Origin of the sequence: Vibrio toranzoniae (assembly GCF_024347655.1) — a bacterium.
GTDB classification, from domain to species: Bacteria; Pseudomonadota; Gammaproteobacteria; order Enterobacterales; family Vibrionaceae; genus Vibrio; species Vibrio toranzoniae.
On the sequence record NZ_AP025515.1, the window covers coordinates 1,218,671 to 1,244,249 of the forward strand.

Annotated in this window: 19 protein-coding genes; 11 read left to right on the plus strand and 8 right to left on the minus strand. The window is 43.4% G+C overall.

What is annotated here, in order from left to right; all coding sequences use genetic code 11:
- Window positions 1-165: 165 nt before the first annotated feature.
- Entirely contained in the window at window positions 166-1,797 is a 1,632-nt protein-coding gene (locus OCU50_RS19765; RefSeq protein ID WP_060469375.1) for an NAD(P)/FAD-dependent oxidoreductase, read from the minus strand.
- A 254-nt stretch (window positions 1,798-2,051) separates the two neighbouring features.
- Between OCU50_RS19765 and fdxA the strand changes: the two genes are divergently transcribed.
- Window positions 2,052-2,375, plus strand: coding sequence for a ferredoxin FdxA (gene fdxA, locus OCU50_RS19770; RefSeq protein ID WP_060469376.1), 324 nt, complete (start codon window positions 2,052-2,054; stop codon window positions 2,373-2,375).
- Between the two features lie 97 nt (window positions 2,376-2,472).
- Here the strand turns inward: fdxA and OCU50_RS19775 are convergent, their stop codons facing one another.
- From OCU50_RS19775 to OCU50_RS19785, 3 genes are all read right to left on the minus strand, one after another.
- Window positions 2,473-3,207 carry an RNA methyltransferase gene (locus OCU50_RS19775; protein ID WP_060469377.1) on the minus strand — a complete coding sequence of 245 codons (735 nt, stop codon included), beginning with the start codon at window positions 3,205-3,207 and terminating at the stop codon, window positions 2,473-2,475.
- A gap of 375 nt (window positions 3,208-3,582) precedes the next feature.
- Window positions 3,583-4,635, minus strand: coding sequence for an aldo/keto reductase (locus OCU50_RS19780; protein WP_060469378.1), 1,053 nt, complete (start codon window positions 4,633-4,635; stop codon window positions 3,583-3,585).
- Window positions 4,636-4,981: 346 nt separating this feature from the next.
- Window positions 4,982-5,128: a hypothetical protein gene (locus tag OCU50_RS19785; RefSeq protein ID WP_165905184.1), complete on the minus strand. Its 147-nt coding sequence runs from the start codon at window positions 5,126-5,128 to the stop codon at window positions 4,982-4,984.
- Window positions 5,129-5,477: 349 nt separating this feature from the next.
- Between OCU50_RS19785 and pepT the strand changes: the two genes are divergently transcribed.
- The 3 genes from pepT (at window position 5,478) to OCU50_RS19800 (ending at window position 8,250) form a co-directional block, all read left to right on the plus strand.
- Window positions 5,478-6,710, plus strand: a complete 1,233-nt coding sequence (pepT, locus tag OCU50_RS19790) for a peptidase T (RefSeq protein WP_060469379.1) — start codon at window positions 5,478-5,480, stop codon at window positions 6,708-6,710.
- 76 nt (window positions 6,711-6,786) lie between these two features.
- Window positions 6,787-7,254 carry a DM13 domain-containing protein gene (locus OCU50_RS19795; RefSeq protein WP_060469380.1) on the plus strand — a complete coding sequence of 156 codons (468 nt, stop codon included), beginning with the start codon at window positions 6,787-6,789 and terminating at the stop codon, window positions 7,252-7,254.
- A gap of 153 nt (window positions 7,255-7,407) precedes the next feature.
- Window positions 7,408-8,250 carry a mechanosensitive ion channel family protein gene (locus tag OCU50_RS19800; RefSeq protein WP_060469381.1) on the plus strand — a complete coding sequence of 281 codons (843 nt, stop codon included), beginning with the start codon at window positions 7,408-7,410 and terminating at the stop codon, window positions 8,248-8,250.
- A 115-nt stretch (window positions 8,251-8,365) separates the two neighbouring features.
- Here OCU50_RS19800 and OCU50_RS19805 read toward each other — a convergent pair whose 3' ends face one another.
- Window positions 8,366-8,809: a dCMP deaminase family protein gene (locus tag OCU50_RS19805; protein ID WP_017058015.1), complete on the minus strand. Its 444-nt coding sequence runs from the start codon at window positions 8,807-8,809 to the stop codon at window positions 8,366-8,368.
- A gap of 258 nt (window positions 8,810-9,067) precedes the next feature.
- On the opposite strand from OCU50_RS19805, the gene OCU50_RS19810 reads away from it, so the two are divergent.
- From OCU50_RS19810 to OCU50_RS19820, 3 genes are all read left to right on the plus strand, one after another.
- Window positions 9,068-10,204 carry an efflux RND transporter periplasmic adaptor subunit gene (locus tag OCU50_RS19810; protein WP_060469382.1) on the plus strand — a complete coding sequence of 379 codons (1,137 nt, stop codon included), beginning with the start codon at window positions 9,068-9,070 and terminating at the stop codon, window positions 10,202-10,204.
- An 11-nt stretch (window positions 10,205-10,215) separates the two neighbouring features.
- Window positions 10,216-13,368, plus strand: coding sequence for an efflux RND transporter permease subunit (locus OCU50_RS19815; protein WP_060469383.1), 3,153 nt, complete (start codon window positions 10,216-10,218; stop codon window positions 13,366-13,368).
- Window positions 13,369-13,655: 287 nt separating this feature from the next.
- On the plus strand, window positions 13,656-14,342 hold the full coding sequence (locus tag OCU50_RS19820; RefSeq protein WP_060469384.1) for a MaoC family dehydratase: 687 nt from the start codon (window positions 13,656-13,658) through the stop codon (window positions 14,340-14,342).
- 113 nt (window positions 14,343-14,455) lie between these two features.
- Here OCU50_RS19820 and OCU50_RS19825 read toward each other — a convergent pair whose 3' ends face one another.
- Window positions 14,456-15,271: a phosphate ABC transporter substrate-binding protein gene (locus OCU50_RS19825; protein WP_060469385.1), complete on the minus strand. Its 816-nt coding sequence runs from the start codon at window positions 15,269-15,271 to the stop codon at window positions 14,456-14,458.
- Between the two features lie 254 nt (window positions 15,272-15,525).
- Here OCU50_RS19825 and OCU50_RS19830 point away from each other — a divergent pair, with 254 nt between their 5' ends.
- Window positions 15,526-15,888 (plus strand): DUF3024 domain-containing protein, encoded by a 363-nt coding sequence (locus OCU50_RS19830; protein WP_060469386.1) that lies wholly within the window; start codon window positions 15,526-15,528, stop codon window positions 15,886-15,888.
- Window positions 15,889-15,987: 99 nt separating this feature from the next.
- Here OCU50_RS19830 and OCU50_RS19835 read toward each other — a convergent pair whose 3' ends face one another.
- Together OCU50_RS19835 and rnb are read right to left on the minus strand one after the other, a co-directional pair.
- Window positions 15,988-16,812, minus strand: coding sequence for an AraC family transcriptional regulator (locus OCU50_RS19835; protein WP_060469387.1), 825 nt, complete (start codon window positions 16,810-16,812; stop codon window positions 15,988-15,990).
- A 116-nt stretch (window positions 16,813-16,928) separates the two neighbouring features.
- Window positions 16,929-18,935 carry an exoribonuclease II gene (gene rnb, locus OCU50_RS19840; protein WP_060469388.1) on the minus strand — a complete coding sequence of 669 codons (2,007 nt, stop codon included), beginning with the start codon at window positions 18,933-18,935 and terminating at the stop codon, window positions 16,929-16,931.
- A 392-nt stretch (window positions 18,936-19,327) separates the two neighbouring features.
- Here rnb and OCU50_RS19845 point away from each other — a divergent pair, with 392 nt between their 5' ends.
- From OCU50_RS19845 to OCU50_RS19855, 3 genes are all read left to right on the plus strand, one after another.
- Window positions 19,328-21,325, plus strand: a complete 1,998-nt coding sequence (locus OCU50_RS19845; protein ID WP_060469389.1) for a DEAD/DEAH box helicase — start codon at window positions 19,328-19,330, stop codon at window positions 21,323-21,325.
- A 380-nt stretch (window positions 21,326-21,705) separates the two neighbouring features.
- Window positions 21,706-22,908 carry an acetate/propionate family kinase gene (locus OCU50_RS19850; protein ID WP_060469390.1) on the plus strand — a complete coding sequence of 401 codons (1,203 nt, stop codon included), beginning with the start codon at window positions 21,706-21,708 and terminating at the stop codon, window positions 22,906-22,908.
- Between the two features lie 177 nt (window positions 22,909-23,085).
- Complete coding sequence (locus OCU50_RS19855) at window positions 23,086-24,888, plus strand: recombinase family protein (RefSeq protein ID WP_060469418.1); 1,803 nt, start codon at window positions 23,086-23,088, stop codon at window positions 24,886-24,888.
- Window positions 24,889-25,579: the final 691 nt, after the last annotated feature.

A 25,579-nucleotide genomic window follows, 5' to 3' on the forward strand; every position in this document is an offset into this window, starting at 1 on the left:
TTTCTCGGTATGATTTGGCTAAATAGCGATGGAAAGGTTCAACAATCTTATACAAGGATCAGATTAATGGCGGCATTCTACCATGTTGCTTGTGTACCGCTAGTCACATGCACATAAAAAATCCAGTGCGTTTAGGGCACTGGATTTTTTGGTTTTGGCTAACAGTTAAGCAATATCAACCTTCTCAGCTTGGTTCTGTTCAACCATAGACAGTGCTAAAGCTTCCGCAGCCTTAATACCATCGATACCAGCAGATAGGATACCACCAGCATAGCCTGCGCCTTCACCTGCAGGGAAGAAGCCCTTAAGGTTGATGCTTTGGTAGTCTTTGCCGCGCTTGATACATACAGGAGAAGAGGTACGAGTCTCAACACCTGTTAGTAGGCCGTCTGGCGTAGAGAAGCCTTTGATCTTCTTCTCGAACGCTGGGATGGCTTCACGAATCGCTTCGATAGCAAAATCAGGCAGCGCTTTTGAAATGTCTGTTAGGTGGATACCCGGTGTGAAAGACGGCTGTACTTCACCGATTGCACTTGGATCGCGACCTTTCAGGAAGTCACCGATTTTCTGTGCTGGTGCATCGTAGTTTTCGCCACCAAGAACATAAGCACCACTTTCTAGTTCACGCTGTAAACGGATACCAGCCAGTGCGTCACCTGGGTAATCGCGTTCTGGGTCGATACCAACAACGATGGCACTGTTTGCGTTACGCTCTGCACGAGAGTATTGGCTCATGCCATTTGTTACTACGCGGCCTTCTTCAGACGTTGCAGCAACTACAGTACCACCTGGACACATACAGAAGCTGTATACAGTGCGGCCATTCTTACAGTGGTGAACCAGTTTGTAGTCTGCGGCACCTAGAATTGGGTTGCCAGCGTTCTTGCCGAAACGAGCTTCATCAATCATTGATTGCTTGTGTTCGATACGGAAACCCACAGAGAAAGGCTTCGCTTCCATGTAAACGCCACGGTCGTGTAGCATTTCGAACGTGTCACGAGCACTGTGGCCAACTGCTAGTACAACGTGACGAGACTTAATCTCTTCACCATTAGAAAGTGTTAGACCAGTGATTTGACCGTCTTCCATGTGAACGTCGTCTACGCGAGTACTGAAGCGGATTTCGCCACCTAGTTCAATGATAGACGCACGCATCTTTTCGATCATGGTAACCAGTTTAAAGGTACCGATGTGTGGCTTGCTTACGTATAGAATTTCTTCTGGTGCGCCAGCTGCAACGAACTCTTCGATTACTTTACGGCCGTAGTGTTTTGGATCTTTCACTTGGCTGTACAGCTTGCCGTCAGAGAATGTACCTGCGCCGCCTTCCCCAAACTGCACGTTCGATTCTGTGTTCAGAGTACGCTTACGCCAGAAACCAAAGGTATCTTTAGTACGTTCACGAACTTCTTTACCACGTTCAACGATAATTGGGTTGAAGCCCATTTGAGCAAGCACTAGGCCAGCGAACAAACCACAAGGGCCAAAGCCGATAACAACAGGGCGCTCAGTTTGGTTTTCAACGGCTTTAGCAACGAATTTGTATTCCATGTCTGGAGTGACTTTTACGTGCGGGTCGCTGATGAATTGCTCTAACAGCTCAGCTTCGTTTTCAACGAGAACATCCAGCGTGTAGATAAGTAGGATCTTCGATTTCTTACGAGCATCGTAGCCACGTTTAAAGATATTAAAAGAAAGTACCTGATCAGAGTTAATACCAAGCTTCGCTTCAATTGCGTCTTGAATAGCAGACTCTTCATGGTCTAGTGGGAGTTTAATTTCGGTTAAACGTATCATTTCGATGTCTCGTTTTTTATAGGTGTCTTAGCTAGACCACTTCTAAACACAGAGTTTGATGAAAACGCTGATGTTGAAAGAAGCGATAAGCTCACAATGGCGCGCATTTTACGAGAAATTGATTTATCTGTCATACTAATTTGGAAACATGGAGCAAATAGACACGATATTAGAGTCGTATGATGTTGAATTTTGCTTTGGGATGAGTATTATCCCCATTCTTCAATTTTGACTAACTTATAGAGCAGAGCATCATGGCATTTGTCGTAGGCGATAATTGTATTCAATGTAAATACACAGACTGTGTGGCCGTGTGCCCCGCAGATGCGTTCCATGAAGGCCCGAATTTCATGGTAATTAACCCAATCGAGTGTATTGATTGTGGTTTATGTGTACCTGAATGTGATGCTCAAGCGATCTTCCAAGAAGATGAGCTGCCAGAAGATCAAAAGATCTTTATCGAAGTGAACGCAGAGCTCGCTGAGATTTGGCCTGTGCAAACGGAAGTAACCGCACCGATGGATGACGCTGAAAAGTGGAATGGTGTGTCTGATAAGTTGGCAATGTTAGAAAAGTAATTGTTGAAAATAACTCAAATAAAAAGGCGTACTGATTTAATCAATACGCCTTTTTTAATATCTGAACACTGTCGATTGGCTCGTTAGCTTATGGGGTCTAGCTATGTTGACGACGGATGTTGTCGAGAATGATACCTGTCGCCATTGCTACGTTTAGTGACTCAGCATCACCGAATGCTGGAATCGTAATTTTATCGGTCACGAATTTAGCTGCGTGTTCACGAATGCCGTGAGACTCACTGCCCATTAGCAAAATGCCGTTGGCAGTGAAATCAGTCTTATGAATGCTTTCACCTTCTAAGAACGCACCGTAAACAGGCAGGCTCGCTTGCTCTAAGTATTCAGGTAAGTCTGTTTGGCTTACGTGTACTCGGCCAAAGCTACCCATGGTCGCACTGATCGTTTTAGGGTTGTATGGGTCTGCGCAATCGCTGCTTGCAACGATATGCTTGATGCCATACCAGTCTGCCACACGAATAATCGTACCTAGGTTACCTGGGTCAGAAACACCATCCAGCGCAATCATCAAACCTTTCGCTTCTGGTAATTCAACCTTTGGAATCTCAACCACTGCAATCGCTGCGTTGTTACTTACCAAAGTGCTTGCCTTGGTTAGGTCATCTAGCGAAGCTTCAACACAATCAAACTCAATCAATGACGCGTGATTTCCAGATAAGAAATCAGCCGTAGCAAAGACGTTCTTTACGACTAGGTCACTATTGAACAGCTCAAGAACGTTCTTTTCACCTTGAACTAGAAATAGGCTGTGGGCTTTACGTTGTTTCTTTTGGCCCAAAGCACGAAGGAGTTTTAATTGGTTTTTTGAAATCATGTTTTTATCCTAGATATAAGCCCGCGCATTATAGAGCAAAGGTTGGATAACCAAAAGCGTGATAATACCAATCGTAGTAAATAACTGGTCACCCTAGCTTGTTAAAACGCTCGATAACTGCGTTAGAGATTTTGATTGTAGAATAACTACTTATCGAAAATCTCTGCCTTGTTCTCAAGCTTTTTTCCTGCGCTATTTCTGAACACTTACTTACTGTGATTGGTATAACTCAATGCGATTCACTAAAAAGCAAAAGCAACCCACTTAAAAAAGAAAAGCGCACTAAATAGCGCGCTCTTGTCTGATGTAGTTGCTCAAGGTTAAGCTGAAGTGAGAAGGCTAGTCTGAACCGAGAAGATTAGCTGACCCGTATGATTAATATGGGGCAGGATAACGCTTAAACACCGTGTTGATGTCGGTGAGAATCTCTTCTGATAGCGGCTTACTAAAAGCGGCTACGTTTTCTTTCAACTGTTCCATCGTGGTTGCGCCAATTATGGTCGAGGTTACACCATCGACTTGATTACACCACGCTAACGCTAGCTGGCTTGGCGTAAACCCATGTGCTTTCGCCACTTCAACATAACCTTTCACCGCTTCATTGGCAGATTCAGTGTCACGGAAAATGCCTTTACGCTGCATATATGTCCAGCGGCTACCTTTCGGTCTTGCGCCATCAATGTATTTGCCACTTAACATGCCAGCAGCTAAAGGTGACCACGGCAGGTAAGCGACGTCTTCATGCACACAGTTCTCAATCAAATATGGCCAATCTTTCGCGTGTAGCAGGCTGAACTCATTTTGAATAGAGGCCATTCGTGGCAAATCGTGTTTTTCACTTAGCTTAAGATACGTGTTAATGCCCCAAGTGGTGTCATCTGAAAGGCCTACATGGCGGATCTTACCCGCTTTAATACAGCTCGCTAATGCTTGTAGGATCTCCAACATCTCCGTTTCATGCTGTTTTCGGTCGATATCGCTGAATCGAATGTGATTTGGGGTATGTTTGCCAAAGTGAGGAGTGGTGCGATTTGGCCAGTGAAGTTGGTAAAGATCAATGTAGTCGGTTTGTAGGCGTTTTAATGACGCATCCACCGCTTCGATCACGGCTTCACCTGTTATTGGGCCGCCGTCTCTAACCCAAGGCAGCCCTGGACCCGCAATTTTACTCGCGATGATTAATTCTTGGCGACGCTGTGGATTGCATGATAACCAGTTGCCGATAATCGTTTCTGTTTTACCGTAGGTATCCGGTGAAGGCGGCACCGCGTACATCTCTGCGGTATCAATAAAGTTAATACCTTGACTTAGTGCGTATTCGATCTGTTGGTTGGCTTGCTGTTGCGTATTTTGCAGACCCCAAGTCATGCTACCAAGACAGATTCGGGAAACGGGAATTTGACTACTTCCTAGTTTTGAATATTCCATTGAATTCGGGATTCCTGTGGTTAAGTTCTCTGGTACTCGCATAAAATCATTTGAAAAGACGGCGAGTGAGGAATGAAAACGAATATGAATTATTAGCACAAAATTGCACGACAAGGTATGGCTGGGGGATGTTTAATGAGTCATTTTTCAGCGTGACAAATGAGATGGCAGTGTACTCGAGTAGTTATAGATAAAGTTCGGAAAGTAAAAGAGTGCGAATAGGCTGACGCCTGAATAAGGCTTATTGGAAATAGGAAAGAAAGGCCTAAAGACAAAAAGCTCTACATCATAGAGAAGTAGAGCTCTTTTTTAGGGGGTCTATAAATACGTTCTGAGTATTATCAAGTTATGAGGTCGCGTTGGTATCAAACCCACCTTGGGTTTGCGCGAGCCTCAGAGCTTCCTGCCTTTGAACTTCTTTCTCAGTCAATACAGGTTGAAGTGCTTCCTCAGAGGCTTGAGGAGAAAAAATAAAATACTTATTAATCGTCATAACTGTGTCTCCGTGTAACGTATGACAGATTCTGCATCAGGGATAAATTGTGATCATCATCCACTTTGTACTTTTGTTAGGCTGAGAGCGAAGGGCGTAGAATGCGTACAAAGCGATCGCTTATCATCCGTATGCAATATTGGAACTGACGAAACCCTCTTTTTACAGTATAGGCGGCTCATTTAACTTCGCTCAACAATGATTTAGAGCAATTACATAGATGGTCAGGGGCGTAAGATGAAAAACCTCGCTACTGACTCTGCGTAGGTAATTCCCTAACAATAAAATACTTACCTATACAAAATATTAAGTCAGTAAATCAATTACTTAATCCATGGTGAGATGAATTATGGAAAAGCTTGTAGAACGTTTTCTGAATTACGTTACTTTTGATACAAAATCCGATCCTTCTAATCAGCAATGCCCAAGTTCACCGGGTCAAATCACCTTTGCTGAAGCCTTAAAGTCAGAATTGATCGCATTAGAGTTAGTGGATGTTTCTTTAGATGAAAATGGCTATTTGATGGCGAAACTGCCGTCGAACGTTGATTACCCAGTACCTGCGATTGGTTTTGTCGCCCACATGGATACCGCTCCTGACGCATCAGGCGCGAACGTGAAACCGCAGGTGATTAAAGATTATCAAGGTGGAACGATTGAGCTAGGCACAAGTGGAGAATGCTTAAACCCAAGCCAATACCCAGACCTCGATGCTCTGCATGGTCATGACCTGATCACGACCGATGGTACTACTTTACTGGGTGCCGATAACAAAGCAGGTATTGCTGAAATAATCAGTGCGATTGCTTATCTCAAAGCGAACCCAGACATCAAACATGGCGATATTTGTATTGGATTCACGCCAGACGAAGAGATAAGCCGTGGCGCGAATCTGTTTGATGTTGAGAAGTTTGGCGCTGAGTGGGCGTACACCATTGATGGTGGCCCTGTCGGTGAGTTGGAATTTGAGAACTTCAACGCGACCAGCGCCGATGTTATCTGTCATGGTGTCAACGTTCACCCAGGTACCGCAAAAGGTAAGATGGTCAACGCGATGAACATTGCAGCTCAATTCCAACTGATGATGCCGGCGCGAGAAACACCAGAATGTACCGAAGGTTATGAAGGTTTCTATCATTTGAAATCGGCTAAAATGGGCGTTGCGCGCTCTGAGTTGGGTTACATCATCCGTGATTTTGAACGTGATGGCGTAGAAGCGCGTAAGATATTCATGCAACAGAAAGTCGATGAACTGAACGAACGCCTAGAGAAAGGCCATGTTGAGTTGGTGCTGACTGATAGTTACTTCAACATGAAAGAGATGGTTGAACCTCATCAACACATTATTGAGTTGGCGAAGCAAGCAATGATTGAGTGTGATGTTGAGCCGATGATCAAGCCTATTCGAGGCGGTACAGACGGTGCTCGCTTATCGTTCATGGGGTTACCCTGCCCGAATATCTTTACTGGCGGTTATAACTTCCACGGTATTCATGAGTTCATTACCATTCAAGGTATGGAACAGGCGGTAAAAGTGATTGTGGAACTGTCTCAGCGTACTGCTCTGCATTACCAGAAATAGCAGCCTATAACGCGATATCTCTTTGTATTTTTGAGACTATTCAATAATACTCTCTTTAAGCATAAGGGAGTACGCGATGAAAAAGTTAGTTTTACTTTGCACCCACCTAGCCGTGGGTGCTGTTGGTTTTGGGCTAGGTGTTTATGCATTGCCTATCTTGATTGAGCCTGATTCTCCATCTTCGAGTTCAGTTGAAGCGATCTCACAACAAGCTATTTATACGGGCGAATTTAGTAAAGATCGCCAAGATAGTGATTTCTTGCATTGGGGAGAGGGCATCGTCTCGGTGTCTGAAAGTGCGATTGCGTTTGAAGGCGAATTGGCTCCGGGGCCTGACTACAAGGTTTACCTCTCACCTAAGTTTATTGAAACTGAACAGGCCTTCAATGACAGCAAGAGCGAGCTATTGAGAGTTGGAGATGTAAAAACATTCGACCGATTTATGGTTGAGCTTCCCGAAGGTGTTGATCTTAATCGATTTAATACCGTTGTGATTTGGTGTGAAACTTTTGGCCAATTTATTACTTCTGCCCAGATAAAATGATAGCCTTATCTATAGCTGATATCAGCATGAAAGAGCGTTCTACAATTGGGTGCTTTTTCATAGCACAGTTTTTCGCTAATCGTTGTAAAGCTGTTAGTTGTTGTATAGCTAGCCGTTATAAAGCTAATTGTTGTAATGCTAAAAGGATAAGTAATGGAAAAGATGTGGCAAGCAATAGACTTTCTACTCACTCATAAGTTTATTTTTAGTGCGCTGATCATTTGCATTATTTTGATTATTCGCCGAATCACTTTGTCTCAAATTCGAGGTGATGTTGCTTTTCTTAGCGAAGACCAACGCAATTGGATGTCACGAACTAAGAACGGTACGGTTGCCGTGGTTGTGTTTACGATGTTTGTTTTGTGGAAATCTGAAATCAGCGAATTTGCACTGTCGGTAACCGCTATCGCCGTCGCGATAGTTGTAGCCTCGAAAGAGATTATCTTGTGCTTCACTGGCTCAATTCAACGGGCAAGCTCACGTTCATTTCGAATCGGTGATTGGATTGAGGTAGGGAAAATCAGTGGTGAGGTGATCGAGCATAATCTGATGGCGACTGTGATCCAGGAAATTGACCTTTATCACGGGCAGTATCACTTCACAGGTAAGACAGCAACACTACCCAACAGTATGTTTTTCACTTATCCCGTGAAGAACCTTAATTTCATGAAGCGGTACGTCTATCACAACTTCTCAGTGACGGTGAGGGATTTTGTCAACTTGTATCCGATGTTGCCAGATCTTATCGTTAAAATTGAAGAGCATTGTGAGGAGTTTATTGATGTTGCGCGCCGTTATAACGGTATGATTGAGAAACACGCAGGTGTCGATCTTCCAGGCTCAGAACCTCATATCCATATCACTAGCAGCCCTACGGGTGAGCAAGAAGTTCACTTTATGATTTTCTGCCCAACCGAAAAAGCGGTCCACCTAGAGCAAGATATTCGCAAAGATTTTATGGAAGCGTATGCTGAAGAGTTTCCAGCTACCGCCTAATCCTCGTTTCTTTTGTGAATGAAACTAGCCGAATATAAAGAAAGCCGAGAGCGATATCATCGACTCTCGGCTTTTTTGTGTCTTTTTGATCAATAAACAGGTCAACTAACCGAAGTTAGTCTAAGTCTGCGATTGGCAACCAATCGACTTGCACGCCAGCTTGTTCGAACATATCTTGGCTTACCTTGATCTTGTCTCCCCAACGAGAAAGGAAATCTTCACTTTGCTCAGGGCAGTGAACCGCGGAGATACCCGTTTGGATGATTTTTGCTGCACAGTTTGGACAAGGGAAGTGAGTCACCCAGATTTCACAACTGTCTAAATCACGCTTAGCGAACAAGATTGCGTTTTCTTCTGCATGCAACGTTTTTAGGTATTTCATTTCACGATCATCAGTATCAGCACTATCAGATACGCCATGAGGGTAGCCATTAAAGCCTACTGAAACGATACGGTTGTGTTTGGTGATGACAGCACCAACTTGAGTGGATGGATCTTTACTCCAAGAGCCAACCAGCTCTGCCATTTGATAGAAACGTTTAGCCCATTTTGAAATCATGAGAATTACCTTAAGTAATTAAATATGAATGCTTATGTACGAAGATACATGATGTTAGTCAATATACCTAGTTGATAAAAGTGGGAAGGGCGATTTGGGGTAAAATTGTTACTTGTTTGTAAGTGTTTTATAAGCATCAGGTTGCTCGTTACACGTTGAAACACTTTTCAAGTGATAATTGATACTCCTCGGACATTTTAGATATGTGTGTTACGTAACTTTTATGCTGTTCAATTTCTCATAAGTGACGGTATAACCATGCGTAAAAAGTTAATCCTTACGGCTCTTGCAAGCTCAATTATTCTTGTTGGATGTGGGCAAGATGCTCAGAATATCAAGCAAGCGCCTTTACCTCTCGTAGCTGTACAGGATGTTAGCGTTGTGTCTCACCAGCAAAGTAAGTCGTACATCGGTCGTATTGAAGCCGTAGAAGATACGGCGATCACGGCTCAGGTTTCAGGGTATCTAAAAAGCCGTCATTTCAAAGAAGGTCAAATGGTCGAGAAGGGCCAATTACTTTACTTGATTGAGCCATCGTCATTTGAAGCTGAAGTCGCCAATGCGAAAGCGTCTGTCGCTCAAGCGAATGCAAACCTTAAAAAGGCCGAACTTGATTTCAACCGTGGTAAAAACCTACTTCCTAAAGGCAGTATTTCTCAATCGGAATTTGATGCATTGACGGCAAACCTACTGGGTTCTCGAGCTCAGCTTGAAGCAAGCCAAGCTCAGCTAAATGCCGCAAATGTCCAACTTTCTCACACCAAAATTATCGCGCCTTTCTCTGGAAGAATCAGTGACACCAAAGTGAGTAAAGGTGACTTAGTGTCACCATCTTCAGGTGTTCTTACGACTTTGGTTAGCTTAGATCCAATCCATGCTTCGTTCAGCATTAGTGAGCGTGAGCGTATTGAGCTGGGTATGGACCGTATTGAAGGCGACGGCAGCAGCGATTCTGCTCGTGTTGAAGTTCAGATCATGCTTGAAAATGGTAAAGCATTCGAACACCTCGGTGAACTCGACTTCTTGGGCAACCGTATCAACCTTAATACCGGTACTATCGCGATGCGTGCGATTGCTAATAACCCAGATCAACAACTGCTTCCGGGTCAGCACGTTCGTGTTAATCTTCGTGAGAAACAATCTATTGATGTAGTGACTATTCCTCGCCGCGCGGTTCAAACCGACCTTGAGGGCGACTTTGTCATGGTGCTAGTTGAAGGCGAAGCGGCTCCAGTGGCTGAGCGCAGAAACATCGAGATGGGTCGTCAGATTGAAGATGGCGTGATTGTTCGTTCTGGACTAGAGAGGGACGACGCGGTCATCACTCAAGGCTTACAGCGTGTGCGTAACGGTATGTCTGTTCGCATTCAGCCTTCTGTTGACCAAGCTGAGTAAGGGAGCTATTTATGTTGAGTCGTTTCTTTATTCAAAGGCCTAAGTTTGCCCTTGTCATATCCATAATTTTAACGCTGGCGGGTGCGATCTCTCTCGCTATCTTGCCAGTGGCTGAATATCCAAAAATTAGCCCGCCTTCTGTTAGTGTGTCAGCTTTCTATACTGGTGCAAGTGCGGAAGTAGTAGAACAGGCGATAGCCGACCCCATAGAAACATCGGTTAACGGTGTTGAAAATATGATCTACATGTCTTCTAAGAGTGCTAATGATGGTTCATACAACCTTAATGTGACCTTTGATGTTGGTACCGATCCAGACATGGCTCAGGTCAACGTTCAGAACCGAGTTGCTCAAATCGAATCCAAGCTTCCACAAGAAGTTAGAATGGTCGGCGTAACGGTTAAGAAGCGTTCACCTGACCTGTTGATGGTATTGAACTTCTACTCGCCAAACGGTGAATATGACGATCAATTCCTGATCAACTACATCAACTTAAACGTTAAAGACCAGTTAGCGCGTGTTACTGGTATTAGTGAAGTGAATGTATTGGGTGGCGGTGAATACGCAATGCGTGTTTGGTTAGATCCTGAAAAAATGGCTAACCTCAATATCACCACCTCTGATGTGAATCGCGCATTGGCGGAACAGAACGTTCAAGTCGCTGCTGGCCGTATTGGCGCAGCACCTTATAACAACGCGCAAGAAGTGCAGTTCAACTTGGTAACAAAAGGCCGACTAGAAACGGCTGATGAGTTTGAAAATGTAGTGCTTCGCGCAAATCAAGACGGTTCGACGGTTTATTTAAAAGACGTGGCGCGTGTTGAGCTTGGTAAAAAGTTCTACGATGGCAATGGTAAATACCGTGGTCAAGACGCTTCAATCGTAGCACTGTCACTTCAGTCAGACGCGAATGCGCTGGAAAGTGGTAAAGCGGTCATGACGATGCTGGAGAACCTAAGCGAAAACTTCCCTGAAGGTGTTGCTTATGAAGCGAGTTATGACACCACATTGTTCGTTGCCGAATCGATCAAAGGGGTAGTAAAAACGCTGATCGAAGCTATCTTACTGGTTATCGCAGTGACTTATCTGTTCTTGGGTAGTGCGCGTGCAACCTTGATTCCTGTCGTCGCGATTCCAGTATCTTTGATCGGTACGTTTGCCATCATGCAGATGACGGGTTTTACCATCAACACGGTAACCCTGTTCGGTTTGATATTGGCGATTGGTATTGTAGTCGATGATGCGATCTTGGTTATCGAGAACGTTGATACCACAATGGCCAAAGATCCAACGATTTCACCACGTAAAGCCACACTTATCGCAATGAAAGAAGTAACGGGTCCGATCATTACGTCTACTTTGGTACTGTTAGCGGTATTCATTCCAGTCGCGATGCTGCCAGGTATTACCGGCATCATGTATCGTCAGTTCGCGCTCACTATCTGTATCGCCGTTGTTATCTCTTCGATTAACGCATTAACGCTGTCACCAGCATTGTGTTCATTGGTTCTCAAACAAGGTGGCGGTAACACAGCACGTTGGTACCAAGTGTTTAACCGTGGTCTAGAATCCGTTACTAACAAATACGGTCAAATTGCTGTCTTCTTAGTTAAGAAAGGCGTTTTGCTGTTCACTTTCTTTGTAGTGGCTTTGGCTGCTGTTACTTACTTCGCGAAAACAACGTCTACGGCGTTCGTACCTCAAGAAGATAAAGGTATTTTGCTAGTTAACGTGCAGCTTCCTGACGCGGCATCACTGTCTCGTACAGAAGATGTGACTGAGCAATTACTAGAGATGGTTGAGCAAGAGCCGGGTGTTGATGGTGTAACACTGGTTAACGGCTACGCATTCATGACAGGTGCATCTGCATCGAATGGTGCGTCGATGTTCATCAAGCTCCATGATTGGGACATGCGTAATGCATTGGATGGTCAACATTCAGCGCAGGCTATCTCACAACGTATTAATGGCCGAGCAGCGACTGAGCTGCCTCAAGCTATTGTGTTTGCCATGGGGCCTCCTGCGGTGCCGGGCATGGGTGCAGCGTCTGGATTTGAGTTTGTTCTTGAAGATACCTTAGGCCGTAGCCGAACTGATCTAGCGATGGTAATGAATGACGTGATTGCTGAGGCCGCTAAACAGCCTGAGATTTCACATACATTCAGTACCTTCCGTGCCAATGTACCGCACTATTATGTCGACATTGACCGTGAGAAAGCGCAGCAACTTGGTATTCCGTTGTCGGAAATCTTCCAAACACTACAAGGTAACCTAGGTTCTCTGTATGTGAATGATTTCACCATGTTTGGTAAGAACTTCCGTGTAACCATGCAAGCGGACAGTGAACATCGTAGCAGCATGGATGATCTCCAACGATTCCACGTGCGTTCGTCTAATGGCGAGATGATCCCGCTAAGTACGCTTGTGACTTACGACCAGATCTTTGAACCAGATGTCGCATGGCGTTACAACATGTACCGCAGTGCAGTGATCCAAGGCCAACCAGCGCCGGGTTACTCAAGTGGTGATGCGATTGCGGCGATGGAACGTGTTGCAGCTGACGTACTGCCTCAAGGCTACCAGTACGAATGGACGGGTATGGCTTACCAAGAAGTACTCGCAGGTAACCAAGCGATCTTTGCGTTTGCATTGGCACTGATCTTCATCTACTTGTTCATGGTGGCTCAATACGAGAGTTGGACCATACCGATTGCGATTATCCTAGTGGTACCGGTCGCAACATTAGGTTCCTTCTTGGCGTTGAACCTAACGGGCACACCGTTGAACCTATATGCACAAATTGGTTTGGTTCTCTTGATAGCCTTGGCCGCGAAGAACGCAATCTTGATTGTGGAATTCGCGAAAGTTGAGCGTGAAGACAAAGATGCGTCAATTGAAGATGCGGCAGTGAAGGGCGGTACTCTGCGTTTCCGTGCTGTAAATATGACGTCTTGGTCGTTCATCTTAGGCATCTTCCCACTGATCTTCGCTGCGGGTGCCGGGCACGTGAGCCAGAACTCTCTGGGTATTTCACTGATCGGCGGCCTGTTATGTGTATTACTGGCGGGTACGTTCCTAATCCCTGGCTTCTACGCATTCGTGCAACGTAAGCGTGAGAAAGCACACGGTGGTAATACCAAGTTGATTCCACTCGATGATGAATAAACGAGTTATTCATATATAAAAATTAAGACTTAGTGTTGAGCTAGGTCTTTTTTTATTCACATTTGGAATGGCAAGTCTTGTTTATATAACAAAATGTTTGTTATGTGACAGAACTAACACTCTAATTTGGGCTGTCTAATAAAATGATGTTTTATTTATAAGTAATTGTTTTAAATTTAAAAAACAAGGTTGAGCTAACGCTTGTATGCTCGAAAATGTTTGCACAATAATGTGAAGTGTTTCAAAATTAACGGATTGTATTGAATTTTTTGTGAATTGAGGTTCTGATGAAAGTCATTGATTTATTTAAACACCGAGGCGATAGCATGTCTTCGCAACACTCAGAGTTTATGCAATGGATGTCTCCAGCTCTTAGAGATTACTGGGATGACTTTCTTAATCGTACGCAAAATAGCCATTTCTTTGCGTGGGTTCGTGATCACCATAAACCTGCAGTAAATGAAGATACACCAGAGATGCCGATAGAACAGCCGATCGTGTTAAAGCCAGAAGCGCAGCTTGTGTTTGATGAGCTTAACCAGCAAATCGGGCAAGTCATTCATACTGGCGACTGGATCAATGTAAGTCAAGAGCGCATTAACCAGTTCGGCCTTGTGACAGAAGATATGCAGTGGATTCATACTGAGCCTTCTAAGGCAGAAACAGATTCTCCGTTCAAAACAACTATTGCACATGGTTTTTTAACCTTGTCACTGCTTCCTAGACTGACTGACAGTGTTGACCCTGACAAGTCTCAATTCCCGACAGCGAAGATGGTTGTAAACATTGGTCTTAACCAAGTACGTTTCCCATACCCTGTAAAGTCAGGCAGTAACGTTCGTGCTAAAAGTACGCTAACAAAAGTGACGCCAATTAACAAAGGCTTAGAAATTGAACGTGAAATTCGTGTAGAGATCGAAGGCATTCGTCGTCCAGGTGCTGTTATCGTTTCGGTGATTCAACTTCACTTCTAAGCGATATCTATAGATTCCTAAATAAAGAGAGAGCGTAATGCTCTCTCTTTGTGTTTGTGCCATATCAAATCGATCTTGCCTGCATCATTAATAACATCACTAAAGCATTTCGCTTACTTAATGCGTATGTAGCCGTACTCTTCGATAAGATCTTGCCCGCGTTTCGATGTCACGAATTTGATGAAATCTTGGCTTTCTTCAGAAACAGAGTCTGTTTTGTGCAGCAACAAGAATGGGCGAGCCAATTCATAGCTGTGGTTGGCAATGTTCTTAGATGTTGGCTCTACGCCTTCAAATGTGATTGCTTTAATCGAGCGGTCGACAGAACCAACAGAGATAAAACCAATGGCATGTGGGTTATGGTTAACAATCGTTTTCACCATGCTGTTGCTGTTCACAACCAAGTTATTTGGGTTGATGTCAGACACTAGGCGGTCATTAATGATTTTCGTTAAACCAAGTAAGCTCTCGAAGCTGTAGCGTGAACCAGAAGACGCTTCGCGAGTCACAACTGCGATAGGCTTATCTGCTCCCCCTACGGCTTTCCAGTTAGTGATTTTGCCTTTGTAGATATCGAATAACTGATCGCGAGTAACGTTACTCACAGCATTTGAACGGTTGGTCACCACGGCTAGGCCATCAAAGGCAATTGGAAATACCGTCAATTTCTCGTTTTGTTCAAGCTCGGTTAAGTAGCGTGAGCTCATACCGATGTCAGACACACCTTTATCAACCATGGTAATACCAGCTGTGGAACCAATACCCTGAACTGCAATATAGTTATTAGGGTGAGTCTTGTTGTATTCCTCAGCTAATACATCCATCACTCGTGACACCGAAGTGGACCCCGAAATATTGGTTTCTTGTGCAAAAGCGGCTTGAGAAGATAGGGCCAAAGACAAAAGAGAGGCAAGCGCGACTCGTAACATAAACAACTCCTAGTGAATAATATATGTAGAGCATGATAAGTCGGTTATGTGACGCTTTTGTGAAATTCGATAAGCTTGCTTAATGGCTGCTGGCTTGGTTTATGAAAACAGGATTTGGTTAGGAGGTCCGGGTTTGTTGATGGGATTACGGTTGATATTTTACTCGCTCTTGTTCGCTAAAATGTTTGTTGAGTCCTAAAGTGTATATATGGACTCTAAACTTTGAGAGTTTGTATGAAGTTAGAAGAGGTGTTATGTCCGTCATTCATATAGAGCTGAATCGTCTTTTAATTGGGGCTGAAAGGATCTGTACTTCTCGAAATTGCAGCTTACCCGTAGAGCTAGGCAAGTCTCTATATGAAGAGTGTGAGAGAGGCGTACTGTTTTCTCAGGCGTATTACTTGCTTGATTCATCTCATAGCTATTATATAAATGAGATCGCTCGCGTTACCTTTGATGAGTCGCTATCTTGTTGGTGGGTGACAGTGCCACTTGAAGATGATACGGAAACAGATTCAGTGAATTGGGGGCCTTATCCCTATCTTCCTAAATCGAAGGATCTTGATGCAATTCTAACTGAAATAGAAAAAGATCCTAAATCGTACTTCTGGTCATAACTCTTTTGCTTTTTGATGGTGTAATGCCAGTGTGGAATTGTCTGCATAAGTTTTTAATTAAGACACTTCCAACCAATACGTCCAGCAACATTTTTAGACTCACGGTTTTATTTTTTGCAGTTGTGCTTGCGCTATTACTGCCCGGAAATCTTTTGGTGTTTGACCGTGATGTGTTTTAAATGCGGTACTGAAGTGAGCTGCACTTTTAAAGCCAGATTCATAAGCTACTTGAGTAATCGACTTATTCGATGTTCTGAGTTGTGTTGCAGCATGGGCGATTCGCTTTATCTTCAGTAGATTTGAAAACGACAGATTTTCAGCAGACAAGCGGCGTTTCAGAGTGGCAGGGGACATCTCCATGTAACTGGCTAGTGATTCTAACGAAATGTTATTTTCAATGTTCTGCTCGATGTAATGTATAACCTTTTGCACCACTGTTAAACTGGAAGCTCGTGCAATGAGGACTAGTAATGCAGGGTACTTCTCTACCATTAGGGATAATAGAGCCAAACTCAGTTGAACAAGTGCATAGTCATTTTGAGAAGACGAGTCAGCAAGCGATATAATCAGCTCTTTTAAATGACAGATCTCAGTGTCAGTTTGATTGAACTTAAGGTACTTGCCTGGGAGTTGAGCCGAGTCTAAATCGCTGAACTGATTGATGAAATTTTGGTAAATAGCCGAGTCAAAGTCTAAGCAGGTTGCGTTGAATTCACCATTTTCAGTGTTAACTGTGATGTCTTTAATCTGACCAGAATTGTAAAGTGTGAAATCGCCAGCTTGTAACGAGGCTTCAGTGCCGTTAGGCAGCATGAAAGAAATACTGCCCTTCGATACCATGAAGATACCGTTTTTTGAAATGGGGTAACGCTCCCGTTTTCTGGGGATAAAATTGTTAAACTGAGTAATAGTGATTGATGGCATAGCGTGCTTCTTTGAGGTTGTAACTTGATTGTTTTTTTAAGTATTGTTTAAGCATGAGACATTTACAAAAAAGGCGCTAACAATTAGCGCCTTTAGAAAGTTGAACTTAGAAGAATTTAAGCTTCTGTTCCATTGGTCGTTTCAGGTTCGTTAGGTAAGTCTGCAAAAACTTGAGTCGGTTTTGCTACTAAGTTACGGTTTTCCTGATTAACTTCAGAGAGAACTACTTCTAAAACGTCTCCCAGTTTGTATACCATTTCTTTATCGACAGATACAGTGCCCATATCACTGTTGCATTCGATTCTTTCTTTATTATCAATAATAAGAGAACCAGGGATAAATGCAGCGGCACCATTCTCAAGCAGGCGCACACGCATACCGGCACGGTTAATGTCGAAGATCTCTGCTTGGAAGCGAGTTTCATCTGCTGGAGCATTCGCTAGAGTACGAGCATATAACCAATCGCCAACATTGCGCTCGGCCATACCGTGGTGACGGCGGTGTAAGGCAAGCTCATCACCGATAGTTTCATCCGGTGTTTGAATTGGCGCTTTACCTAAAATGTGCGCTTTAAGCATACGATGGTTAATCATGTCACCGTATTTACGGATTGGAGAAGTCCAAGTTGCGTAAATGTCTAAACCCATAGCGTAGTGCGGCGCAGGCTCATTGCTGATTTCGCTGTACGCTTGGAATTTACGAATACGGTTGTCGTAGTAGCTGTTGTCCAAAGAACCCAACCAACGACGTAGAGTAGCAAAACCTTCTAGAGAAACGATTTGCTCTTCAGTGAATGGTGTTTCCGCTTGCGGGTTTACTAGCTCAAGCACGTCAGCGACTTTCTCAGCCTTAAAACCAGAATGGCAGTTAAACACACCTTGGTTGAAGCTTTCTTTTAATACTCGACCTGCACAGATGTTTGCGCTGATCATTGATTCTTCAACCAGCTTGTTTGCACTGCGACGCATGTCAGCGTGGATAGCAACAACATCGTTATCTTCGCTAAGTTCAAAGCGGTAGTCAGGGCGATCTGGGAACACAACAGCGTTTGCTGAGCGCCATGCTGAACGTGCTTGAGCAAATTGGTGAAGATCAGAAACAATTACAGCAATCTCTTCTGATGGTTGCCATTTCTCTGATGCACCGGTCTCTAGCCAGTCTGATACGTTGTCGTAGGCAAGACGAGCGTGAGACTTGATGTTGGCAGCGAAGAAGTTGATGTCGTCGCCAATAACGCCATCTTTAGATACCGTTACTGTGCAGCAAAGAGCTGGGCGAACTTCGTTTTCGATAAGTGAGCACAAGTTGTCTGCAAGATCACGAGGCAACATTGGGATGTTACGACCTGGAAGGTAAATCGTGAAACCACGCTCACGAGCTACTTTATCCATTGCGTCATCTGGAGAGATGTAAGCCGTAGGATCAGCAATCGCGATAGTCAGTTCAAAATCGCCGTTCTCTTTCTTTTTCGCGTAAAGCGCATCGTCCATATCTTTTGTGCTTTCGCCATCGATAGTCACAAAAGGTACGTGAGTCATGTCTACACGTTCAAGATCGGCGTCATCATTGATCTGCCAGTTGTCGATGCCTGCAGGCTCACTGTTTGGCAGATCGTTCTGTGCCAGCGTAACCCACCAAGGAGCGATCTTATCATCAGCGTCAGTGATTTTTTCAGAGATCTGAGCCAGAAAGCCGTTGTCACCTTTTAATGGGTGCTGAACGATGTGAGCAACAACCCAGTCACCTTCTTTTAGCGTTTCAGGGTTTAATCCCTTCATTGCTTTCGCTTTAAGTTGCAGCTTTTTCAGTTGCGGGTGATCAGGAACAACGTTCAGTCGGCCTTTAAAAAGCTTAACTCGTGCGATGAAGCGAGTAAGACCTTGTTCAACCAGTTCCTCTGGCTCGGCTACTTCGCGTTCTTTCTCTGTACGAATGATGGCAATGACTTTGTCGCCATGCACACATTTTTTCATGTACGGAGGCGGGATGAAGTAGCTTGTTTTGCTATCGACTTCGAGAAAACCAAACCCTTTCTCAGTGGCTTTGATCGTACCTTCCTTTTTAGGGAGGGTTTCTTGGATTTGCTGTTTTAGCTGAGCGAGTAGAGGATTATCTTGAAACATCTTACTTTTATCTAACGAGGATACTTGAGCATACTATAATGATTGCGAGGCTCGATTACTACTTAAAGCCGAAGTGGGAGTGAATTAATTGCGCACTCATTTAAGTCTATCAATTTGACGATTGAAGCAAGCCGTGGCGAGATATTCATCAAGTTTTGACGATATGGTAGTCAATAATGGTATAAAACCGAAAAATATGTGATGTATTTCAATTTTTTCTGGATTTTTTTATGCATTTAGGGAATAATCCGCCTCCCTTAGACGTCCCTAATGGCTTGAAGTGTTTTATTACTGCTTCGTAACTCTGAATGGAATCAGTATCTGATTGGATCAGTATTGGAATTGGTAGAGCTCCCGGGACCTTTTGTTTACTTATATATAGTGGGATCCCAATGTCCGAATCTGTAATTCAATTTAATGAATTAGCCCTAAACGATAACATTCTTTCAGCTCTTGATAGTATGGGTTTCGTTTCTCCAACTCCAATCCAAGCAGCAGCTATTCCTCTTCTTCTCGAAGGCCGTGACGCACTAGGTAAAGCACAGACTGGTACTGGTAAAACAGCTGCATTCTCTCTGCCTTTACTTAACAAAATCAACCTAAATCAACACAAACCACAAGCAATCATCATGGCTCCTACTCGTGAGCTAGCGATTCAAGTTGCTGCGGAAATCAAAAACCTTGGTCGTGATGTTAAAGGTCTTAAAGTTCTTGAAATCTACGGTGGTGCTTCAATTGTTGACCAAATGCGTGCTCTAAGCCGCGGTGCTCACATTGTTGTTGGTACTCCAGGTCGTGTTAAAGACTTACTAACTCGTGACCGTCTACACCTAGATGAAGCGCATACATTTGTTCTTGATGAAGCAGATGAAATGCTGAAAATGGGCTTTGTAGATGACGTAACTTGGATTCTTGAGCAAGCTCCAGAAACTGCACAACGTGTACTTTTCTCTGCAACTATGCCTCCAATGGTTAAGACTATTGTTGACCGTTACCTACGTAACCCTGCACGAGTTGACGTTGCTGGTACTAACCACACCGTTGATAAAGTAGCGCAGAATTACTGGGTTGTTAAAGGCGTAGAAAAAGACGAAGCAATGTCTCGTCTTCTTGAAACTGAAGAAACTGACGCATCAATCGTATTCGTACGTACTCGTCAAGACACTGAGCGTCTAGCTGATTGGCTATCTGCACGTGGCTTCAAAGCTGCTGCATTGCACGGTGATATTCCTCAGTCTCTACGTGAGCGCACTGTTGATCACATCAAACAAGGTGTTATCGACATCCTAGTTGCAACTGACGTTGTAGCACGTGGTCTTGATGTTCCACGTATTACTCACGTATTCAACTACGACATTCCATTTGATGTTGAATCTTACATCCACCGTATTGGTCGTACTGGCCGTGCTGGACGTAAAGGTAAAGCGATCCTACTCGTTCGCACTAACCAAATTCGCATGCTTCGCACTATCGAGCGCGTAACAAAGTCATCTATGGAAGAGATCCAACTTCCGCTACGTGATCAAGTAGCCGCAGCTCGTGTTGCTAAGCTTGGTGCTGAACTAGAAACTGAGAAAGAAAGCAAAGCAATAGAAAACTTTGCAGGTCTTATCTCTACGCTTCAAGAGTCTCTAGAAGTAGACGCTGCTACACTAGCTGCGATGCTTCTTAAGCGCCAGCAAGGTAAGAGCCCATTATTCTACGTTGGCGAAGACCCAATGATCGCTGCTATCGAGCGCGATAAAAATCGTCGTAAAGATCGCCGTGAAGATCGTGACAACGGCCGCGACGGTGGTGGTCGTAACTTCAATACTCAAGATTGGGATACTTACCAACTACAAGTTGGTCGTGAGCAAGGTGTTCAAGTTAAAGATATCGTTGGTGCATTGGCAAATGAACTTGGCTTAACTAAAGGTTCTATCGGTGCTATCAAACTAGACCAAGGTTCTACTTACGTTCAGCTTCCTAAAGCAATGAACTCAGAAACGGCTGGTAAGCTAAGCAAGCTTCGTATTCGCCAAAAAGAAGCTGGCGCTGTAGTTGTTGATTTCAACGACTTCCGTGAGCCTCGTCGTGGCGGCGGCGGTCGTGATGGAAACCGTGGTGGCGGTCGTGGTGGTCGTGATGGTGGCGGCTACCGTGGTAACCGTGAAGGCGGCAATCGCGAAGGTGGTAACCGTGAAGGTGGAAATGGCGGTCGTGGCGGCTACCGTGGTAACCGTGACGGTGCACGCGATGGTAACTCTGCTGGTGGTCGTGATGGCGAACGTCGTTTTGACCGCAACCGTGGCGGTGATCACCGTGGTAACTTCCGTGGTGAACGTGGTCATGGAAACGGCAATGCTAATGCTGGTAACCGTGGTCGTCGTCCAGAGCGCAGCGAAGGTTAATTAACCTGTCTCTTAGACGCTTTAGTCTAGACCCTGAATTTAAAAGCCGAGCGTTATGCTCGGCTTTTTTGTGTCCGAAAATTTAGGTTCTCATCGGTTTTATCTCATTGAACTGCTTAATATCAATCGTAGTAAATTACGGGTCAACCCGCTTGTTAAAGAGGTCGATAATTTCGTTAGCTTATTGATTTTTTATTCAACTATTTTTTAATTTCATTCTCGAAATAAATAAACTGATGATAAAGATCAACTTAATTGTGTTCATTTGATGATTTTTTAAAAACAAAAGTTGAAAGATTCAAAAATTATTGAATAATGGGCTTAACTAAAATTGAAGTAAACACTTCATCCAATTCGTAATAAAACAGGATCCATATCCAATGTCTAATTCGTTTGTTCTGGTTATTAACTCGGGTAGTTCATCCCTAAAATTTGCTGTCATTAACTCTGTTTCTGGTGAAGCAGTCTTAAGTGGCTTAGGGGAGTGTTTTGGTCTTGAAGATGCTCGTATGAGCTGGAAATATCAAGGCGAGAAAACTGAGATTGCCATTCAAGGTGAAGATAACCACCACAAAATTGCCATTGGTAAATTGGTTGGTCTAATGGAAGAGTTGGGCTTCACTGCTGATATCGTGGCGATTGGTCACCGTATCGTTCACGGTGGTGAGAAGTTCACTCAAACTGTTCGTATTACTGAAGAAGTAACGAATGAAATTGAAAGTCTATCAGACCTAGCACCACTTCATAATCCTGCTGGTGCTATTGGCATCCGTGCTGCGATTGAAGCTTTCCCTTCTCTACCTCAATTTGCGGTATTTGATACGGCTTTCCACCAAACAATGCCACAACGCGCATTTACTGGTGCAATAGCAAAAGAACTGTACACAGATTTCGGTGTGCGCCGTTACGGTTTCCACGGTACTAGCCACTACTTCGTTAGCCGTGAAGCTTCAAAAATGCTAAATAAACCAGTTGAAGAATCTAGTTTCATCTCTGTTCACTTAGGTAACGGCGCATCTGTATGTGCAATCAAAGACGGTAGCAGCGTTGATACTTCTATGGGCTTCACACCACTTTCTGGGCTAATGATGGGCACACGTTGTGGTGACCTAGACCCAGGTATTATCGAATATCTACTGAAGAAAGGTTGGTCACAAGAACAAGTATTCAACTCTCTAAACAAGGAGTCTGGCTTTCTAGGCGTGTCTGGCCTAACGAGTGATGCTCGTGGCATTATAGAAGCCATGGAGGAGGGACATGAGGGTGCTAAGCTTGCATTTGAGGTATTTACCTACCGTGTAGCGAAGTACGTTGCATCTTACCTTGCAGCGCTAGATTCTCTAGACGGCATCATCTTCACAGGCGGCATCGGAGAGAACTCTCTACCAATTCGTCGCGAGATCCTAAATAACCTTAAGATTCTTGGTTTTATTGAAGACGTTGTGGGTAATGAAGCAGCTCGCTTCGGTTCTGACGGCATCATTGCTAAGTCGGAAATGCTAGGTGCAGTAGCAATGGTTATTCCTACCAACGAAGAGTTTGTAATAGTATCGCAATCTATGGAGCTGTTAAGGCAGCAATGATTCACCAATAATTTCTTCAGGGCCGACATTTTGTGTTGGCCTTTTTCTTTTATAATCATATGTATAAGTCACATAACTTATCTGGATTTTATATTAAACCTGTTTGGGCAGTATGTTTTGCAATAGCCTCCCCTATATGATATCTAGTATGGATTGTATTGCATGAGGTGGTTGGGGATGATTCATCCAAAGGAACAATTGGACGCTTACATCTATTCGCGTGTGAGTAAAGATGTACAAGTCCAAGGGGACGGTATCCGTCGTCAGATCGATGGGGCTATTCGTTTTGTAGAGAGCAAGAACAAGGAGAATTTACAGAACGGTTTACCAACTTACGCCATAGCGGACGAATTTATTACTGATAGAGGACTATCAGCATACAAAGGTTTCAATACCGCAGCGAACGGTGGTCTCGGCGCATTTCTTGAAGCTGCAAGAAAAGGAGATATAAAACGCGGATCACTTCTCGTTGTGGAGGCAGTAGATCGCATCAGTCGGATGCCTGCTGACGAGTCTCGGAAAACGTTCAGTCTTTTCAAAGAGTATGGTATTGACGTAGCTATCGTGAAATTTGGCATAATCATTAAGCATAGTGAGAGTACAACACTTGAGAATGATTTATTGATTACAGCGGCAATTCACTTAGCGCACATGGAAAGCCAGCAAAAATCTAATCGAATCAATGATTACTTCGAAAATAAGCGAATGAAAGAGAAAGAAGGGGGGGAAAAGCGTACCTCAATTTGCCCTTCTTGGATGAAGTTATCTGAAGATAAGAGGTCATTTGAACTTATACCTGATCGCGAAAGAGTAATGAAGCGCATCATAAACATGAAGTTAGATGGACTGGGCTGTCATAGGATTGCTAGTACCCTGAATAGTGAAGGTGTTCCGTACTTTAATGGAAAAACTTGGTCAACGGAAATAGTGCGTAAGTACTGTAAAATGATTCAGTTGTATGGTGCGTTTCAACGCGTTAAACATGTTCGTACTGATGCTGGAACTAAGAAACAGCCATGGGGAGATATTGAGCAAAATTATTACCCAGCGATTATTGATGAACAAACGTTCCTTCGCCTCAAAAAATCATTTAAGAGATCTGGCGGGCGGCAAACTGGTGCGTTTAGTAATCTGTTCAGTAAGTTGCTCTTCTGTCCACAGTGTGGTTCCTCTATGAGCTATTACAAACCCAACAGAGGTAGAAAGAAAGTAAGATGTCGAAAACAAATCGATAACCAAGGCTGCACGCAAAGAGCGCTTAATTATGAAGAGATAGAAACTAGACTTGTTAAAGCTCTAGCTGGTCTAGACTACGCTAAAATCAATGACAGTAGTTTTACTGACTTAAGCGCGGAATTAAGCAGCCTAGAAGCTAATATAGCGGAGCTTAACGAGAATGTTGAGGTCGTCACCAAACAGCTGATGGAAAATACAAACCCACGTTTATACTCTATTCTTACAGATAAGCTCACCAAGTTAGATGATGAAATTCATAGTGAGAAAGCTAAGTTTGATGAGCTGTCCATTCTACACAGAAACTACGATACAACTATCATTAATAGCTTGAAGCTTGATAATAACGAAGATAGAGAGCGTTATAACAACTTTGTGAAGCAATTTGTGAAGTACATTATTTGCACTGATGAAGAGCAAGGTGGCTCTTTAAGAGTTGTCTTCAAAGCCGACGCCATCGGAGAGTTACCATTTAGTTTTAGTGATGAGAAAAATGATAAAGCCGTGAGTGAGGTGTTTACTGCTAATCGTTCTATCAGTGATACTCAAGCAGTACGCTCAATCAATCTGGATAAATCATCGGGTATGTACCTCCCATTACTTAAAGAGATTACTGATGTTAAGCAACCGAACGATTTATCAGACTCCAGAGAACTTATCCGATACATGCACGCGGTGCGTATGGCTGTTAAAAGAAATCCTAGTAAGTGGAAAGAGATAGCTGAACAAGCCAAGTTGAGATATTAAGGAATTGGCCAGTAAGTCCACAACACATTCACTAATTGCAAAAACAGTCAATAAACATAAATAGGTTGGTATTTAGATATCTGTGTCATTTCAGTATGTGATGTACATAATAGGAATGACACATGATCAAAGCCTATTGAGGTCAAATCGTGAGTGTTCACCAAGCCCTATTTCCAACAAAAATTCGACTTCGCGCAACTGCTCCGCTTTTGACTATTGAGTGATCGTTTTGGTCTTCATTATAGGAGCATGACTAGAAAAAATCTTTCAAATACCAAGACTCACCACCTAAAGTCTACGGCTTGAATGAGGTTGAGGTGCTTATTGATTAGCTGTGGGAACAATCTCTATTAATTGTTGTATGCTAAAATTACATTGGATTTATATTCTAAATAAATTACCCATTAATTAATAGTAAGTAATGGATACTTAATCTTCATATTATCATAATTACAGAATACTTATACTGTGAGAACAAGTTTTTATATGACTACTTAAGGTTTAAGATTTATATTGATAGTCTACTTACCTGGAAAGTAATATATTAATTAAAATCTTCGATGTTATTGATTTCTATATGATTATTAAACCATCCTAATTATTGGTCTTTGATCTGTGTCATTTGGATTAAAATTATTTCTATTAAAAGTAAAATATAAGTTGAATTTAATATAAATATAAATTAATAATA

Bases quoted from the DNA above. Each gene is read 5' to 3' on its own strand.
- OCU50_RS19765 (WP_060469375.1), bottom strand. From the start codon at position 1,797: ATGATACGTTTAACCGAAATTAAACTCCCACTAGACCATGAAGAGTCT.
- fdxA (WP_060469376.1), top strand. From the start codon at position 2,052: ATGGCATTTGTCGTAGGCGATAATTGTATTCAATGTAAATACACAGAC.
- OCU50_RS19775 (WP_060469377.1), bottom strand. From the start codon at position 3,207: ATGATTTCAAAAAACCAATTAAAACTCCTTCGTGCTTTGGGCCAAAAG.
- OCU50_RS19780 (WP_060469378.1), bottom strand. From the start codon at position 4,635: ATGGAATATTCAAAACTAGGAAGTAGTCAAATTCCCGTTTCCCGAATC.
- OCU50_RS19785 (WP_165905184.1), bottom strand. From the start codon at position 5,128: ATGACGATTAATAAGTATTTTATTTTTTCTCCTCAAGCCTCTGAGGAA.
- pepT (WP_060469379.1), top strand. From the start codon at position 5,478: ATGGAAAAGCTTGTAGAACGTTTTCTGAATTACGTTACTTTTGATACA.
- OCU50_RS19795 (WP_060469380.1), top strand. From the start codon at position 6,787: ATGAAAAAGTTAGTTTTACTTTGCACCCACCTAGCCGTGGGTGCTGTT.
- OCU50_RS19800 (WP_060469381.1), top strand. From the start codon at position 7,408: ATGGAAAAGATGTGGCAAGCAATAGACTTTCTACTCACTCATAAGTTT.
- OCU50_RS19805 (WP_017058015.1), bottom strand. From the start codon at position 8,809: ATGATTTCAAAATGGGCTAAACGTTTCTATCAAATGGCAGAGCTGGTT.
- OCU50_RS19810 (WP_060469382.1), top strand. From the start codon at position 9,068: ATGCGTAAAAAGTTAATCCTTACGGCTCTTGCAAGCTCAATTATTCTT.
- OCU50_RS19815 (WP_060469383.1), top strand. From the start codon at position 10,216: ATGTTGAGTCGTTTCTTTATTCAAAGGCCTAAGTTTGCCCTTGTCATA.
- OCU50_RS19820 (WP_060469384.1), top strand. From the start codon at position 13,656: ATGAAAGTCATTGATTTATTTAAACACCGAGGCGATAGCATGTCTTCG.
- OCU50_RS19825 (WP_060469385.1), bottom strand. From the start codon at position 15,271: ATGTTACGAGTCGCGCTTGCCTCTCTTTTGTCTTTGGCCCTATCTTCT.
- OCU50_RS19830 (WP_060469386.1), top strand. From the start codon at position 15,526: ATGTCCGTCATTCATATAGAGCTGAATCGTCTTTTAATTGGGGCTGAA.
- OCU50_RS19835 (WP_060469387.1), bottom strand. From the start codon at position 16,812: ATGCCATCAATCACTATTACTCAGTTTAACAATTTTATCCCCAGAAAA.
- rnb (WP_060469388.1), bottom strand. From the start codon at position 18,935: ATGTTTCAAGATAATCCTCTACTCGCTCAGCTAAAACAGCAAATCCAA.
- OCU50_RS19845 (WP_060469389.1), top strand. From the start codon at position 19,328: ATGTCCGAATCTGTAATTCAATTTAATGAATTAGCCCTAAACGATAAC.
- OCU50_RS19850 (WP_060469390.1), top strand. From the start codon at position 21,706: ATGTCTAATTCGTTTGTTCTGGTTATTAACTCGGGTAGTTCATCCCTA.
- OCU50_RS19855 (WP_060469418.1), top strand. From the start codon at position 23,086: ATGATTCATCCAAAGGAACAATTGGACGCTTACATCTATTCGCGTGTG.